Annotated in this window: 16 protein-coding genes, 3 tRNA genes and 1 other RNA gene; 14 read left to right on the top strand and 6 right to left on the bottom strand. The window is 43.6% G+C overall.

Annotated elements, in window-relative coordinates; all coding sequences use genetic code 11:
- Positions 1 to 22 precede the first annotated feature (22 nt).
- Together BSEL_RS11845 and ispG are read right to left on the bottom strand one after the other, a co-directional pair.
- On the bottom strand, positions 23 to 604 hold the full coding sequence (locus BSEL_RS11845) for a 5' nucleotidase, NT5C type (protein ID WP_013173252.1): 582 nt from the start codon (positions 602 to 604) through the stop codon (positions 23 to 25).
- A 156-nt stretch (positions 605 to 760) separates the two neighbouring features.
- Positions 761 to 1,861 carry a flavodoxin-dependent (E)-4-hydroxy-3-methylbut-2-enyl-diphosphate synthase gene (gene ispG / locus BSEL_RS11840; protein WP_013173251.1) on the bottom strand — a complete coding sequence of 367 codons (1,101 nt, stop codon included), beginning with the start codon at positions 1,859 to 1,861 and terminating at the stop codon, positions 761 to 763.
- Between the two features lie 207 nt (positions 1,862 to 2,068).
- On the opposite strand from ispG, the gene BSEL_RS11835 reads away from it, so the two are divergent.
- A complete protein-coding gene (locus BSEL_RS11835; protein ID WP_013173250.1) occupies positions 2,069 to 2,974 on the top strand; it encodes a DUF1002 domain-containing protein in 906 nt (301 codons plus the stop codon).
- A 208-nt stretch (positions 2,975 to 3,182) separates the two neighbouring features.
- Positions 3,183 to 3,839, top strand: a complete 657-nt coding sequence (locus BSEL_RS11830; RefSeq protein ID WP_013173249.1) for an NfeD family protein — start codon at positions 3,183 to 3,185, stop codon at positions 3,837 to 3,839.
- Positions 3,840 to 3,925: 86 nt separating this feature from the next.
- On the opposite strand, the gene BSEL_RS11825 is transcribed toward BSEL_RS11830, so the two are convergent.
- Positions 3,926 to 4,726 (bottom strand): DUF1189 domain-containing protein, encoded by an 801-nt coding sequence (locus BSEL_RS11825; protein WP_013173248.1) that lies wholly within the window; start codon positions 4,724 to 4,726, stop codon positions 3,926 to 3,928.
- A gap of 240 nt (positions 4,727 to 4,966) precedes the next feature.
- On the opposite strand from BSEL_RS11825, the gene BSEL_RS11820 reads away from it, so the two are divergent.
- The 8 genes from BSEL_RS11820 (at position 4,967) to BSEL_RS11790 (ending at position 10,666) form a co-directional block, all read left to right on the top strand.
- On the top strand, positions 4,967 to 6,589 hold the full coding sequence (locus BSEL_RS11820) for a Na/Pi cotransporter family protein (protein WP_013173247.1): 1,623 nt from the start codon (positions 4,967 to 4,969) through the stop codon (positions 6,587 to 6,589).
- 160 nt (positions 6,590 to 6,749) lie between these two features.
- A tRNA-Met gene (locus BSEL_RS11815) sits at positions 6,750 to 6,826 on the top strand.
- A gap of 53 nt (positions 6,827 to 6,879) precedes the next feature.
- Positions 6,880 to 6,956: transfer RNA gene (locus tag BSEL_RS11810), tRNA-Ile, on the top strand.
- Positions 6,957 to 6,966: 10 nt separating this feature from the next.
- Positions 6,967 to 7,059: transfer RNA gene (locus tag BSEL_RS11805), tRNA-Ser, on the top strand.
- A gap of 180 nt (positions 7,060 to 7,239) precedes the next feature.
- On the top strand, positions 7,240 to 7,467 hold the full coding sequence (locus BSEL_RS11800; protein ID WP_013173245.1) for an iron-sulfur cluster biosynthesis family protein: 228 nt from the start codon (positions 7,240 to 7,242) through the stop codon (positions 7,465 to 7,467).
- Positions 7,468 to 7,628: 161 nt separating this feature from the next.
- Complete coding sequence (locus BSEL_RS11795; protein ID WP_013173244.1) at positions 7,629 to 8,237, top strand: superoxide dismutase; 609 nt, start codon at positions 7,629 to 7,631, stop codon at positions 8,235 to 8,237.
- A gap of 121 nt (positions 8,238 to 8,358) precedes the next feature.
- Positions 8,359 to 8,547, top strand: a non-coding RNA gene (gene ssrS / locus BSEL_RS17550) — 6S RNA.
- A 73-nt stretch (positions 8,548 to 8,620) separates the two neighbouring features.
- On the top strand, positions 8,621 to 10,666 hold the full coding sequence (locus BSEL_RS11790; RefSeq protein WP_013173243.1) for a peptidoglycan D,D-transpeptidase FtsI family protein: 2,046 nt from the start codon (positions 8,621 to 8,623) through the stop codon (positions 10,664 to 10,666).
- Positions 10,667 to 10,737: 71 nt separating this feature from the next.
- Here BSEL_RS11790 and BSEL_RS11785 read toward each other — a convergent pair whose 3' ends face one another.
- Together BSEL_RS11785 and BSEL_RS11780 are read right to left on the bottom strand one after the other, a co-directional pair.
- Complete coding sequence (locus BSEL_RS11785) at positions 10,738 to 11,229, bottom strand: hypothetical protein (RefSeq protein WP_013173242.1); 492 nt, start codon at positions 11,227 to 11,229, stop codon at positions 10,738 to 10,740.
- A gap of 19 nt (positions 11,230 to 11,248) precedes the next feature.
- Positions 11,249 to 11,560: a hypothetical protein gene (locus BSEL_RS11780; protein WP_232970526.1), complete on the bottom strand. Its 312-nt coding sequence runs from the start codon at positions 11,558 to 11,560 to the stop codon at positions 11,249 to 11,251.
- Positions 11,561 to 11,753: 193 nt separating this feature from the next.
- Here BSEL_RS11780 and rpmG point away from each other — a divergent pair, with 193 nt between their 5' ends.
- Positions 11,754 to 11,903: a 50S ribosomal protein L33 gene (rpmG, locus tag BSEL_RS17545; protein WP_013173240.1), complete on the top strand. Its 150-nt coding sequence runs from the start codon at positions 11,754 to 11,756 to the stop codon at positions 11,901 to 11,903.
- Between the two features lie 81 nt (positions 11,904 to 11,984).
- Here rpmG and BSEL_RS11775 read toward each other — a convergent pair whose 3' ends face one another.
- Positions 11,985 to 12,959 (bottom strand): 3'-5' exoribonuclease YhaM family protein, encoded by a 975-nt coding sequence (locus tag BSEL_RS11775; RefSeq protein WP_013173239.1) that lies wholly within the window; start codon positions 12,957 to 12,959, stop codon positions 11,985 to 11,987.
- A 185-nt stretch (positions 12,960 to 13,144) separates the two neighbouring features.
- Between BSEL_RS11775 and BSEL_RS11770 the strand changes: the two genes are divergently transcribed.
- From BSEL_RS11770 to BSEL_RS11760, 3 genes are all read left to right on the top strand, one after another.
- Positions 13,145 to 13,690 (top strand): 5-formyltetrahydrofolate cyclo-ligase, encoded by a 546-nt coding sequence (locus BSEL_RS11770; protein WP_013173238.1) that lies wholly within the window; start codon positions 13,145 to 13,147, stop codon positions 13,688 to 13,690.
- Positions 13,691 to 13,756: 66 nt separating this feature from the next.
- Entirely contained in the window at positions 13,757 to 14,776 is a 1,020-nt protein-coding gene (locus tag BSEL_RS11765) for a thiazole biosynthesis adenylyltransferase ThiF (protein WP_013173237.1), read from the top strand.
- Between the two features lie 113 nt (positions 14,777 to 14,889).
- Positions 14,890 to 15,843 (top strand): L-lactate dehydrogenase, encoded by a 954-nt coding sequence (locus BSEL_RS11760; protein ID WP_013173236.1) that lies wholly within the window; start codon positions 14,890 to 14,892, stop codon positions 15,841 to 15,843.
- Positions 15,844 to 16,006: the final 163 nt, after the last annotated feature.

The following is a 16,006-nucleotide window of genomic DNA, read 5'->3' as shown; positions in this document are numbered from 1 at the left end:
TTTTTTATATTGCTGTCATCTGTCACCCTGAATAAACAGGCTGGAAGAGCCGATTGATGATACGATTTGCTTCGCTCCATGAATAGGCTCTGTGAACATGCTTTGGAACCGGTAAGCGATTGTAAGGAGTGTCCATAAGAATAACCGGGATCTGATGCTCTTCTGCAATGTTGACAGCATTATCATGTTTGTCCTCGAAGAATGCATCAATCTGATGTTCAGAAACTGCACGGAGTTTATTGTGCTGACCCAACAGTTCAATATGATCGTAAGGGATTTGATATTCTTTGAACCAATCATAGGTCAATTCAGTGACATGTTTTGGTCGGGCACTGATGTAAAAGAGTTCATACTGATCGGACCATGCAGATAAAATATCACGGGCATCTGCAGCAGGAAAAGAATGTTTGTACATTTTGGGTTCATGATCCGTCATCCATGCCCAAAATTCCTTTTCGGTAATGCCAAGAGCAATGGAAAGGTCGTAGTCTTTAATGTCCTGAAGAGTCAGATTTTGTTTGAATGCCTGGTTTAAATACGGAATGAAGGAGGATGGATCCGTGACGGTCCCGTCGATGTCAATGCCAAATCGGATTTGCTTCATAGTGAAAAAACACCTCTTTAGTTTTACAACTTCTTTTTATCTATTGTCTCATATTGAGCGGATTTGTCCATACAGGCAGAAGAAAAAAGCAGATAAGATATCTGCTTTTAAAGCGAACTGTATGATATGGTGATCCACTTGGCGGAGCAGGTTGGATCAGGATTGTTCGAGTTTCATTTTTTCTTCATGTTCTTTTGCAAGGGCATCTATTTCTTTTTTTAATTCTTCAACCATGGATTCTTCAGGCACTTTACGAATCGTTTTCCCTTTTCGGAACAAGAGTCCTTCACCACGGGCCCCAGCTATACCAATATCGGCTTCTTTCGCTTCACCTGGTCCATTTACCGCGCATCCGAGGACGGATACTTTAATCGGTGCATTGACGGTCTGAATGTATTCCTCGACTTCATTGGCGATGCTGATGAGATCAATTTCGATTCGTCCGCAAGTCGGGCAGGAAATCAGGGTCGCGGCATTGGCGGCAAGACCGAATGCTTTCAGAAGCTCTTTTGCTACTTTGACCTCTTCAACAGGATCTGCACTTAGGGAGATACGGACAGTATTACCGATTCCCTGATTTAAGAGAATACCCAGACCGGCAGAACTTTTAATGGTTCCGGTAAACAGGGTACCTGATTCTGTAATGCCTAGATGCAGAGGATAATCGAATGCCTTTGCTGCTTTCTCGTATGCTTCGACGGCTAAATGAACGTCTGATGCCTTCATGGACACGATGATGTCGTGGAAATCAAGTTCCTCTAATATTTTGATGTGATGCAGAGCGCTTTCCACCATACCGTCAGCAGTCGGGTAGCCATATTTATCAAGGATTTTTTTCTCCAAAGAACCGGCGTTGACACCAATTCGGATCGGAATCCCTTTTTCTTTGGCTGCATTTACAACAGCTTCCACTTTTTCGCGTCTTCCGATATTACCGGGGTTGATTCTGATCTTGTCGATCCCGCCTTCAATCGCTTTCAGTGCAAGTTTATAGTCAAAGTGAATGTCTGCAACAAGGGGAATATTGATGCGTTTTTTGATCTCAGGAATAGCTTCTGCATCTTTCATTTCCGGGCACGCAACACGGACGATTTGGCAACCGGCTTCTTCGAGTCTCAGGATTTCTGCAACAACCGCATCGACGTCATGCGTCTTGGACATGGTCATGCTTTGGATGACCACCTCATCATTTCCACCAATCTGAAGAGGACCCACTTTGACGGGTCTTGTATGTTTACGGTGCGTGACTTCACTCACTTAAATCGCTCCTTTAGCTGAAAAACAGCTTTTCTTATCAGATTATTACAGGTATCATTGTATCAAGGCCTTGTGAGAGTAGCAAGAATATTCGTTTTTGATTTATTTTTCTCTGGTGTGCAACTTTTTCCAACCGTTAAACGTCTTAAAGTTATGATGGGGCATATCCATGATGTGCCGCCTATTAAATGGATGAGGTGAAAGCAAATGATTAAGAAAAAAATAGCTGTTATGATGATTGCTGTGTTGAGTCTTTTATTATTATTTCCACTTGCCACAATGGCAGACGCGGCTCCTGGGGATGTTATTGTGACATTGGGTGAGGATCTGTCACCGCAGCAACGTGAAGAGCTTTTAAACGAAATGGAAGTATCAGAAGAGGACGAGAACGTTACAATCATTACGGTCAGTAACGAAGAGGAACACCAGTATTTGGGTAACTATATCAGCGCATCTGTTATTGGCAGCAACGCCCTCTCATCATCAAAGATCACGATCTTGGAATCGGGATCCGGTATTGATGTGACGACAAACAATATTAACTGGGTATCTGAAGGCATGTACGCAAATGCATTAATCACTGCCGGTGTTAAGGATGCAGATATTTATGTAACCGCACCTTTTGAGGTTTCCGGAACCGGTGCTCTGACAGGACTGATTAAAGCATATGAGTCGACAATGGATGGCGTGATTCCGGAGGATCAGAAGCAAATTGCAAATGAGGAGCTGGTCAAAACAGCTCAGCTCGGCGAGGAGCATGGCAATGAAGAAGCCACCGAGCTTATGGCCAGGATTAAAGAGGCTCTTGCTGAGGAAGATATTGAAACGACGGATGACCTGAGGGATTTAATTCGAAGATTAGCTGATGAGCTCGGTATTTCTTTATCGGATGAAGACCTTGAGGGACTTGTCTCTTTGTTTGACCGGATGAGGGAAATGAATATCGACTGGGATCAGGTGCGTTCGCAAATTGATTCGGTCCGGGAAAATATCAGTGATTTCATCGGATCCGAACAGGGGCAGGGCATCATCAGAGCCATCATCAATTTCTTTAATGATTTACTTGATACGGTTTCAGGCTGGTTTTCATCAGGGGCAATTCTGAACCGTTAATGAAAATGTGTAACTGACCCCGGTATCCGGATGGATATCGGGGTCAGTTATTGATCCGGCAAAACTGATGGAGACTTGTTTTTGTCAGCATAGAAGAGTGACGATTTAAAGGCATGAAACCTTTTTAACGGGTTCTTCGTAGATGTACATAAGACAAATAACTGTTACAATTAAACTGGACAGAATCGAAACTGAGAGGTGAAGACTGATGGAGATGCTTGAATTTGCGACGGTCGGTTTCATCGTTGTATTCATTGCAACCTTGTTTATATTTGGTGAGCTGATGGTCAGAATGCGGGGATTGTTCGCTGTTTTGGGGATCCTGCTTATGGCTATGTACTTTTCGTTTCATATTTCCGGAACAGAGAGTCTGTGGATCGTTCTCCTGTACCTGATTGGCCTGACGTTAATTATTTTTGATGGTAAAGTGACAGCGGACGGTTCTGTCGGTATTTTCGGTATTGCCTTTATGGTAACGGCGATCGCAATACCTGCGCCTGGCTGGATCTATGGCACGCTGGTTGCAATGGCGCTCGTTCTTGCGGCACCGACTTCATATCTGTTTACGAAGGTTTTCAAGAAAAGACAGATGTGGAATAAGATCTTATTTGAAGACAAATTAACCAGTGATAAAGGTTATAATTCCATGAACGACTCGTACCGTGATTTAATTGGAAAAAAGGGACTGACGAAAACACCGTTTCGTCCTACAGGTACCGTTGAGGTAGAGGGTCGTATGTACAGTGCAACGACTGATAATCAGTGGTTAAATGAAGAGACGCCTGTTACCGTCATTGCAGCTGACGGTACAAGAATCGTTGTTGTTGAAGATAAAGAGGACGCTTCAATTCCGTCGGAAGTCTGATCAAATCAGTACTAAATATAAAGGAAGCCGCGCATATTCAGCGGCTTCCTTTTTGTCGGTTTCAGTTTAATCGATTTCAGAAGCATTTATTCGGTTTCAGGTTGTTCTTCCCTCTTTCGTCTTGCCTGATCCCTGAAAGTTGCGAGATGCTTAAGGACAAGGTTCATCATCGTGATGGCAATCACCCAATAGATGGCAAATTGAAAAGGAAACTGAAACTGAATCAAGTCAAAAAACGCAAACAGGGTAGTGGGTAGGGTTACTGCAAAGGCGGAAAGGACCCACGCCTGGCTGAATTTTAATTCGTTGACTACGTTGCGTTTTAAAAACATGGTAATGGCGGCGAGGGCAGTAACACCGATGAATTTCATTGCAGTGCCAACCAGGTAGATCAGTAATCCGATCAAGGTCAGAATCAATGGGAGAATCCCGCCAATGGATTCAGACAGGTTTACGAAATCCGCTTTACTGAAATCACCACCGAGTTGCTGATAACTGATGGTTTCGTAAATATCTCCGGTTAAGAGAACAGCCTCCCGTTCGAGAAGTGCGATGCCCTCACCATAATCGATGAGATCGATCGGTGTGTATTCGCCATCCGGGTCAAAGATGATGACGGTGCCATCATCGGTTTCTGTCATGGATGTACCTTCATCCGACACGAGTTGACCATTTTCAACAGAGAACTCCGGGAAGTCTCTCAGTTGTTCGTCAAGATCATCGTATAACGCACTGAAGCCTGAGACAGAAAGGAATATGAGTGGGAGTGATGTTAAAAACATCAGAAGAAATACATACAGAACGGATCTGCCTATTCGTTGCCTGACAAACGAAGCGATGGTTTGCGGTTGATAATGACTGTAGATAAACTGTTTAAACAGATTCAATGGAAACAACTCCTGTAATGGATTCTGAATTTGTGATAAATATGAAGTGGTGAAGTCTTATTATTGTATCTTAAAGTAAGTCAACAGCTCAACTTTTTTAAATATGACATACTAATTGAGATTGTTTTACTTCAATCTTAATATAATCTTTACAATTCATTAATGAATGCTTTACAAAATTAACGTACGATGAAGGACGGTAAGGGAAGATATATTTATTTACTTAAGGGGGATCTTTCTGTGGAGATCGGATTACAGGAATTACTGTTTATGTTCTTTGGCGGGCTCGCCATCTTTTTATTCGGTATCAAATACATGGGGGACGGACTTCAAAAAGTTGCCGGGGATAAATTGCGCGAACTGCTTGATAAATATACATCAAACCCGTTCATGGGTGTCATTACCGGTATTGTGGTGACGGTACTGCTTCAAACAAGTACTGGCACAACGGTTTTGGCTATAGGCCTGGTTAATGCAGGATTTATGAAATTCAGACAGGCCATTGGGGTGATTATGGGTGCCAATATCGGGACCACAATCACAGCCTTTATTATCGGACTGAAAATCTCGGAATACGCTCTGCCGATTATCGCGGTGGGAACATTTTTAATCTTTTTCCTTAAAAATAAGAAAGCAAATAACTACGGTCAGGTCATCTTTGGCTTTGGTGCTTTGTTTTACGGCTTGAACTTAATGGGGGACGGTTTGCGTCCGCTCAGAGATCTTGATATTTTTGCCGAACTGACTGTGAGTATGAGTACGAATCCTCTTTTGGGTGTTTTGATTGGTACAATCTTTACGGTCAGTGTCCAGAGTTCATCAGCTGCCATTGGTCTTTTGCAGCAACTTTATGCTCAGGGGGCAATGGATCTTTCAGCTGCGCTCCCGGTTTTATTCGGAGATAACATCGGAACGACAATCACAGCTGTTTTGGCTTCACTTGGGGCGTCACTTGCCGCGAAACGGGCAGCCCTTACCCACGTTATTTTTAACCTTGTGGGAACCATTCTTGTCCTGATTGTGATAGGACCATACATTCGATTGATGGAATATCTGCAAGGACAGTTTAATTTGAATCCTGAAATGACGATTGCGGTGGCACACGGTATTTTCAATGTGTCGAATGTCATCATTCAACTGCCATTTATCGGTTTACTTGCATGGGTCGTGATTAAGATTTTGCCTGGTAAGGAGTCAGTCATTGAATTTAATGCACAAAATCTCGATCCTGTTTTGATCAGTCAATCAAGCTCCATTGCGCTGGGGCAGGCGAAGAAGGAAACGTTACGGATGGCAGAGTTGTCCGCGGAAGGGTTAAAGGAAGCATTAAACTTTGTTGAGACCAAGCAGAAAAAGTCTGCAGAGCTCTCCTATCAGTTTGAAGATGCTGTGAATAACCTGGACCGAAAGATTACGGATTATCTTGTCAGAATTTCCACGAATTCATTGACGGCGGATGATTCACGCCTGCACGGGGTGCTGCTTGATACTGTAAGAGATATTGAACGTGTAGGTGATCATATGGAAAATATCATTGAATTGGCTGAGTACCAGATCACCAATAAAGTGAAAATGTCAGATGAAGCCATGGAGGATATCCGCGATATGTTCTCCTATACCTTGGAGACTCTTGAGAAAGCAATTGAATCCCTTGATAAGGATGATTCAATCATCGCAAAACAGGTTGTGGAGATGGAAGAGAATATCGATAAAATGGAGAGACAGTATCGTAAAAAACACATTATGCGTTTGAATGAGGGCCTTTGTGAGGCGTCTGCCGGTATTATCTTTGCTGATATGATCAGCAACCTTGAGCGGATTGGTGACCATGCGGTGAACATCGCTGAAACAGTCATCGAGTAATAAATCTATATAGAATGAGTGAAAAACAGAACCCGGTTGATTCGGGTTCTGTTCTTTATTCCTTGTTAAATGGTTTGCAAAAAAACCGGCACATTTTTCTCGGAAATGATTGACGAAATCGAAACGGTCGTGCTATGATATTTCTTGTGCTCATGAAAATGGCGGTGTAGCTCAGCTGGCTAGAGCGTACGGTTCATACCCGTGAGGTCGGGGGTTCGATTCCCTCCGCCGCTACCATTTTATTATGATTTTGAACGATTTTACAAAACCTAAGAGCCATCCGTAATACTGGACCCTTAGCTCAGTTGGTTAGAGCAGACGGCTCATAACCGTCCGGTCGTAGGTTCGAGTCCTACAGGGTCCACCAAACGATTTATGGAGGAATACCCAAGTCTGGCTGAAGGGATCGGTCTTGAAAACCGACAGGGGCTTCATCGCCCGCGGGGGTTCGAATCCCTCTTCCTCCGCCATTTTAAAAATCGCCATCACAGTGACCTGTGGTGGTTTATTTTTTTTCAAACGGGAATAGCAATCTGTAACTGGAGGGATTTAAAATGCGTGTAAAAGTGACAGACGAAGCTTCAGAAATGCTTCAACAATATAATCGCCAATCATGGCTCATTAAATATCAGACGGATGATTGCGGTTGAGTGACCAATGGTGTAACAGGGCTGTATGCTCTGGATCATGAAGAAGACATGGAAGGTTTATTGGAAATAGAAAAAGCAGGCACGGAAAGTTCTTTTTTTATAGAATCGCGCTTCGAATGGGTTCTTGAGGATGATATGACGATTGACTTTGACCAGGAGAGGCATGTCTATCGCCTGAAATCGCCCAATATGATGATCAATCCATCGCTTACGGTGATTAAACGTTGAACGACGGAAAGAATGGTTTTGAGTATGAAGGTTTATTATTTGAATACAAGGGGTAAATTTGTTAATGTGAAGCTATACAAGCTACCTTTTCCATTGTGGGAAAGGTGGTAATCTTATGCGTAAGATTACCTTGTATCACAATTTAAGGAGGAGATTTAGAAATGGCTTTTACACTACCAGAATTGCCTTACGCACACAATGCATTGGAACCTCACATCGACGAGGAGACAATGAAAATTCACCATGGTAAACACCACAACACGTATGTAACAAAATTAAATGATGCAATCTCCGGACATGCAGACTTGGAATCCAAGAGCATTGAGGATCTTGTTAAGAACCTGAACTCTTTACCTGATTCAGTAAAAGGTCCTGTTCGCAACAATGGCGGTGGACACTTGAATCACACGATGTTCTGGACACTGATGTCACCTAATGGCGGCGGAGCTCCAACCGGTGATGTGGCTGCTGCAATTGATGAAGCTTTTGGAAGCTTTGACAAGTTTAAAGAAGAATTTAAAAATGCAGCTTTGACTAGATTCGGTTCAGGCTGGGCTTGGCTGGTTGTTAATAATGGCAAGCTTGAAGTAACAAGCACACCAAACCAGGACAACCCGATTACAGATGGCAAGACACCTATTCTTGGTGTTGATGTTTGGGAGCATGCTTATTACCTGAAGTATCAGAATAAGCGTCCTGACTATGTTGATGCATTCTTTAATGTTGTCAATTGGGATAAAGTTAACGAACTCTACAAAGACGCGAAATAATGAATCTGAGAATCTCCGGCGTAAAGTCGGAGATTCTTTTTAATTGAGGAAAAAAGATGGGGATTCACAAATTTACTTTTTTGTTTAATGGCACTTATGCTATAATACAGATAGTTAAAGAGATTGCCTGCGATACAGGTGTACTTCGATTGTAATTCGAACCGAACATTCAATCACACCGGGAGCCTCATATTGAAGAATCAACAACATGCCTGGTAACGTGCCGGGAAGTTGAAGGTTCTTCTGCGGGCACCCACCTGCCTTAGGCGGGTTCGTGATCAAGAGAAGCTAACCGTATCGCGGGCATAATTTTGAGGACACTCCGTATATGTGCGGGGTGTCCCCACTTATTTTACGAAGTGATATGAAAGAGGCGTATAGAGATGGCTAAACAAAAGCGTATGAAACCGCATATTCCACTGCGATTGAACCTGCTGTTTTTTCTGGTTTTCATTCTTTTTTCTGCATTGATTCTTCGCCTTGGTGTTGTACAGATTGTTCAAGGTGAAGAATTTCAGGAAGTTGTTGAACGGACAAACAGTGAAATTACGCCTGTAGAGGCGCCGAGAGGTCTCGTTTATGACCGGCATGGGAATCTCCTTGTTGGAAATGAACATATTCATACCGTGACATTCACAAACAGGCGAACATCAGCGCAGGAAATGCTGGATGTCTCTCTGTTATTAAGTGATCTGATTGATGTGGATACTGATCACGTGTTTGAGTCAAGGTATGAGCAGGAACGAAGAGATTTCTGGTCGGTTCTTTATGATGAAGAATTTGAAGATAAACTCCCCCTTGAAGAGGCACAGGCCAGGGAGATGAGTGATGGAGATGTATACAGAGAACGGATCGATGCTATTACCGATCAGGATCTCGAAATGGTAACGGATCAAGAGTGGGAAGCATTTGCTGTTTGGCGGGAGTTAAGGCAGGGGATGAACAATGTTCCGCATAAAATTTCTTCTGTAAGTCATGAAGAAGCAGCGAGAATTATGGAGAACATGGAAAACCTTCCCGGTATTGATGTCATCAGAGATGCCGAACGCGTTTATCCATTCGGAAGTTACTTAAGAGGTATTCTGGGTAATGTAGGGTCGATTCGCTCTGAAAATCTTGATCAGTTTTTAAGTCAGGGGTATGAGCGGACTGACCGGGTTGGAACGACCTATCTTGAAGCACAGTATGAATCCGTTTTACGAGGTCGACCTGGTTCAATTGAGACTTTCACGGACAGTGACGGAAATCATACAGAACCGCCTGTTGAAAGACAGGGGAGCCGGGGGAACGATCTGATGCTGTCTTTTGATCTTGAGCTGCAGCAGCGGGTTGAAGATCTGGTTGATTCCATAACAATGGAACGTTCTGGAAGTTTTGTTGCTGAACCTGATGCACATGTTGTTATGATGGAGCCTGATACTGGTGATATCCTTGCGATGTATGGGAATGGAAGCACTTCTCCCCCGATGGGGCAGTCTTATGAAATGGGGTCCACGGTAAAGGGCGCAACCTTGTTGACCGGGTACAACCATGGACTGATTACTCCTGGTGAAGTGATTGTCGACCGTCCTACAACGCTGGGCGTCGGTGGCGGCGGTACAATCAGCTCTGTCGTGAATATGGGGGCCATTAATGATTTGCAGGCGCTTGAGCGATCATCGAATATTTATATGGCAACCGTTGCGATGAGGCTGGTCGGTTATACGCCTGGTGTTTCGACATCTTGGGGAAGCTACCAGTTTGGTTATGACTGGATTCGCCAGCAGTTTGGTGAGTTTGGCCTCGGTGTTTCTACGGGTATTGATTTACCTGGCGAAAGCACAGGGATCGTCGGTCAAAATATTTCACAGCCGGGTAACATGGTGTTCCTGACGTATGGACAGTACGATACCTATACACCGTTGCAATTGGCTCAGTATACGGCGACGATTGCGAATGACGGTGTAAGAGTAGCACCACGTGTGGTTACGGAAATCAGGGAACCGAGCAATGTCAGAGGAGAAATAGGGCCGGTGGCAGAAGTGAAAAAGCCGAAGATTATGAATATTATTGATACAGATCCATCCTATTTTGACCGCATCAAAGAAGGTTTTTATCGGGTGGTCTATGGTGATCGCGGAACTGCACGTGCCTATTTTCAAAATCGTGACTATACGGTAGGCGGGAAAACAGGGACGGCCCAGAGCTTTTATGATGGGCAGAGTGTGAACAATCAGACGTTTGTGGCTTTTGCTCCGTTTGATGAGCCCGAGGTTGTGATTTCAGTTGTTGTCCCTTTTGTTTCTACAGCAGAAGGAAATGCAGGTATTGCCAACACGATTGCCGAAGCTGCACTCGATGCCTATTTCGATTTACAGGAAGGCCGTAATGGCCCACGCGAACCTGAATCATCCGGTGACGAGGATGAATCTTCTGATGATGAATCCTGATGACGTATCATATTTTTGGAATAATAAGTGCCCCGCTCTGTTTACAGAATGGGGCACTTTATTGTGAAAAATTAAGGATTGGTGATCGTTTCAATAATATCTTCATTATCCATATCACTCGTCAGGAAGAACGAGCCGGTCTGAATCCGGTCTGCACGATTGTGTTCATTTAATTCAGCTTCAAAAGCATTTCGGCTGTCTATGATCTGCAAATCAAACAGGCGTTCAGAAATGACAGATGATGTTTCGCCGGGAGAGATTTCCAGCATGGCATGAATAAGAGGGGGATTATACTCTTCTGTTTGATTCGTTGTTTCCCGGTTGTCTTCAAGTCTCCTGATCTCTTCTTCAAGCACTTGCCGGTCGTTTTCAAGCGATTGGTTAAGCGTTTCGAGCTCAGTTATGGTTTCTTCAAGCTCGAGGAGGATGCCGTTATCTGCGACGTTTTCTTCGGCCTCTGTATAGTCTGTGCCCAGTATGGCAGGATGGAAAAAATATAAATAGGCAAGCACAATGCCCGAAAAAAATAATGCAGATGCGGCCCCGCGCATTTGTTCTTTCATGTATAATCCTCCTCGTTTGTCAGTGAGACAGAAGTTCTTCAATATCTTCTGTCATTTTACCGGTCATATCTGCGATATCCTCCACAGAATAGCCTTCCTCATACATTGACAGCACATCATCCCTTGATAAAGCGGGTTTCTGAGCGTCTAATGCAGGAATCGTGTGTTCTTCTTCTATGGATTTGATCTTCTTTTTCAACTGATAGATTTCCTGCATCATCTGGATGGAATGGTGTTCAAGTTGCTGTTCCACTTTATGTACGGCGCTTTTTTGAAAGAAAGATAATACATATAAGATCATGGATGCAGCCAAAAGAATAATAATGGTCATTTCCACGGTTAATCCCTCCTTAGTCTTCATAAAGTTTCAAACTTTATAGTAACAGAAAAAACCATTCTGTACAGCTGTGTATGAAAATAAGGTGTCAAGTATTTATTTTTTACAGACAAATGCTTGATTGTGACCAGTAAATTTGCTATTATTTTTAAAGTATGATTAAGTAGTAAGTTTGGAGGGAAATCACATGCGTGTACAAGTAACTCTAGCCTGCACAGAAACTGGCGACCGTAATTACATTACAACAAAGAATAAAAGAAACAACCCGGACCGTATCGAATTTAAAAAATACAGCCCGCGTTTAGGTCGTCACACGTTGCACCGTGAAACAAAGTAAGTGAATGAAGAAAAGCCCGGAACCCCTGATTTACAAGGGATTTCGGGCTTTTTTCTGTGTTGAAACAAAGAAGTGGATGGCTTATTTTGAGTGAGGTTTGAACAGTTTTCCGAGTGGAAAGACTTTGGTGAATTCGCCTTCCGGTGCCTGATCGAGGCCTCTGTCGATCATATTTACCCTCGAATCGATCATATCAATCAAGTGAATCAGATGTGCCTCAAGCGTTTTCGGTTCAACAGGGGAGCCCCATTCCTGTTTACCGTGGTGACTGAGGATACAGTGCTGCAGCTGATAGACAGCTTCATGTTCATAGCTTGAGAGAGGTTGACCGCGTTCTTTCGTGATAATCTGGACTTCTCTGTCTACGAGCATTGAAGACATGGAAATATGTCCGATAAATTCACCGGGCAGACTGTATGAGGGGGCGCTGAAATTCGTATATTCCATGACCTTCGCAGCGTCATGCAATGCAATGCCTGCAATAATAAAATCCTGATTGACAGAAGGATAGTGTTTACAAATATCTTTGCCCAGCCGAATCATACAGACGGAATGATAGAGAAGACCTCCGGTAAAGCTGTGATGGTTGCTGACAGCTGCAGGATACTTAACAAAGTGGCTTTTGTACTTTTTGTAGATAGCAGTTGAAATCGTTTGGATCAAAGGATCCTTGATTTCTTCGAGGTAACGTTCGAATTCAACGGTAAGCTCTTGAATCGGTTCCGGAGGGGTTTCAAGAAAATCTTCCAAATTAACTTCATCTTCCTTTGCGGTTCGGAAGAAACGTACCGTCATCTGTAAACTGTCATTATATGTCGAGGTGTCGCCTTCAATGTAGATGAGGTTTCCTTCTTTCAAGGTCTGCTGTGCTTCATCTTCTCTGCCGTTTAACTGATCACTCCAGACTTTAGCAGGAATGTGTGTGCTTTTTTTGGCCAGAGTTAAATGATAAAAAGGGTCGCCTTTCTTCGTCTGAGCAAGGGATGCCTGCCTAACGAACGTGAATCCTTTAAAGGACATGTTGGGTTTTGTGAGCTCATCAAATGATTCAACCATGTTTGGACCTCCTGAGTTATAGGTTCGTATACAAATTGTTGAATGCCTGAATGGAAAAGTGGCTATTCCGGCAGTCATCTACTTCAGTTTAGCAGAAATGACGTTCTGTCATCATCCATTTCCAATATCTTATTGGGTCATGTTATGATGAGAAAAGCGTAAACCTTTCTGAAGAGGGTGATAGCATGTCGAAAAAGGCGTTGCGCGAAAAGGTCATGACCGAATTGAAGGCGATGTCGAGTCAGGAGAAATCAGTACAGGAACAAAAACTCTACCAAAAATTATCTGCATCCGTTTTATGGAATGAAGCGCAGCGAATTGCTGTTACCCGCAGTATGATGCATGAAGTGGATACTGGACCGGTAATCGATCAGGCTCTGCGTGAAGGAAAAGAGATCTGCCTGCCAGTCTGCGACGTCAAGGATCGCTCGATGGCTTTCTATCTGTATGAAGACGATGAGAAGCTGATACGATCTTCTTTCGGTGTTCTTGAACCGGATCCGAATGCCTCTGCTCTTGTTTCGCCAGAGAGGATTGATCTGATTTTGGTGCCGGGAATTGTTTTTGCGAAGGACGGTTACAGAATTGGACACGGAGCCGGTTATTACGACCGATTTTTAAGCCGTTATCCGAGGATACCGACGGTGAGTCTTGTTCTGCGTGAGCAGTTGCGTCAAACAGTTCCGCATGAAAGCCATGATGTTGCTGTTCAAATGCTGATACATCCGTAAATCATGCAACAGGGACGCGAACTTCCAATACACGAATAACTAACAAGCGAAGAGAGGCTGACAACTATGTCAAAATGGGAAAGATACTCCAGGCAGATGCTGTTTCAACCAATTGGAGAAAGCGGACAGGAAAAACTGTCCAAAGCTAAAGTCTTAATCGTAGGAATGGGTGCACTGGGAACAGTTGTAGCCAACCATTTGACCCGATCGGGTGTTGGTCACCTGGTGTTTTGTGATCGTGACTATGTAGAGATGAGCAATTTACAGCGCCAGACGCTGTTTGATGAAGAAGATGTGAAAGACATGCTTCCAAAAGCGGTGGCAGCTGAAAAAAGACTCAAAAAAATCAACTCGGATATTCACATTGAAGGTCATGTGACAGATGTAACTGCAGGAAATATCGGTGAATTTATGGAAGGTACGGATCTTGTTATAGATGGAACGGATAATTTCTCGACCAGATATTTAATGAATGACATCGCATTTCAATACGGAGTACCGTTTATATATGGTGGTGTCGTAAGCAGCAGAGGAATGGGAGCCATGTTTATCCCAGGAGAGACGCCTTGTCTTCGATGTTTGTTTCCGACATTTGATTCGAGTGGACAGACTTGCGATACGATCGGTGTCTTATCAATGGCAGTGGACATCGTTGCAAGTCAGGAAGCGCTGATGGCCGTTCAATACTTAACAGGCAACCGCGATCAGATTGAAAAAAGCCTGTTCACGGTCGATGTTTGGCGAAATGACAGATTCTCGATGGGTTTTGGCTCTCCTGTTGAACAGTGTCCTACGTGTGGCACGCAAGAGTACCCGTCACTGAAGGCATCCGAGAAAGACAGCGTAACCACGCTTTGTGGCCGCGAGACCGTTCAGATTCAGCACAGCACCCGCTATGACCTGGCCAAATGGGCGAATCAGCTTGAGCCAGTGTCCTCTTCCGTCAAAAAAACACCATTTCTCGTGAAAGCCGTGTTACAAGAGGGGGAGACTCTGGTCCTCTTTCCGGATGGCCGAACTCTGGTTCAAGGTACAGAAGATCTTGCGCGTGCTAAAACACTATTTACAAAGTATATTGGAAATTAAATCGAGAAATTGTGAAGTGTTCTACTAATAATACTTGATCCATGTTTGTAGACGTGTAAAATAAGGGTATGTTGTAATTATCTCAATTTTGTTATAAGAAAGGTTGATAAACAATGAATACAAAAACATCCAGAGTTGTGATTATTGGAACAGGCGCAGTCGGTTCAAGTTACGCTTTCTCCATGATTAATCAGAATGTGACAGACGAAATGGTTTTGATCGATTTGGATAAGAGGAAAACAGAAGGAGATGCGATGGACCTGAATCACGGGATCCCATTTGGTGCGCCGACGAAAGTATGGGCAGGAGACTACGGTGACTGTAAATCAGCGGACATCGTCGTTATTACTGCTGGTGCAGCTCAAAAACCTGGTGAGACGAGACTTGATCTCGTTGAGAAGAATGCAAATATCTTCAAAGGGATTGTCGATCAGGTGATGGGCTCCGGCTTTAACGGAATCTTTATCATTGCTACAAATCCAGTGGATGTCCTTGCCTATGCAACATGGAAATTCTCCGGTCTTCCGAAAGAGCGCGTCATTGGTTCGGGTACCATTCTTGATACCGCACGATTCCGTTTTCTCCTGAGTGAATATTTCGATATTGATGTTCGAAATATCCACGGTTATATCATGGGTGAACATGGGGATACAGAACTTCCAGTATGGAGTCAGACCCGCATCGGTTCCGAGCCGATATCAAGATATATGGACAAATACAAGCCTGATGGGAGCAACAAAGATCTTGATGAGATTTTCGTTAATGTCCGGGATGCGGCCTATCATATTATCGAACGTAAAGGTGCAACACATTATGCCATTGCTATGGGGCTTGCGCGTTTGACCAAGGCGATTCTGCGAAATGAACAGTCTATTCTTACCGTATCGACCTTGATGGAAGGTGAATATGATCTCGATGATGTTTACATCGGTGTACCTGCGATCGTCAGTCAAAAAGGTGTGGAGCGTGCCATTGAAATCGATTTGAACGATGAAGAAATGAAAAAACTTCACCATTCATCAAACACACTGAAAGATGTCATGAAGCCGATCTTTGACATGAAATAACAACGATCATTCGAGACTGCCGTTACATCGGCGGTCTTTTTTTCAGCAGTATGGATTAATTATCATTGTGTCATCCGCTTACGGTATAACGTTTCTGGTCCGTAAAGCACGGTCATGAAGCACGGAGGATTGGATCAAAGAATTTTCAGATGATGTTTGATAT

Source organism: [Bacillus] selenitireducens MLS10 (assembly GCF_000093085.1).
GTDB lineage: Bacteria > Bacillota > Bacilli > Bacillales > Salisediminibacteriaceae > Salisediminibacterium > Salisediminibacterium selenitireducens.
Note: the sequence above shows the minus strand (reverse complement) of the source record. Positions and strands in the feature narration are given on the sequence as shown.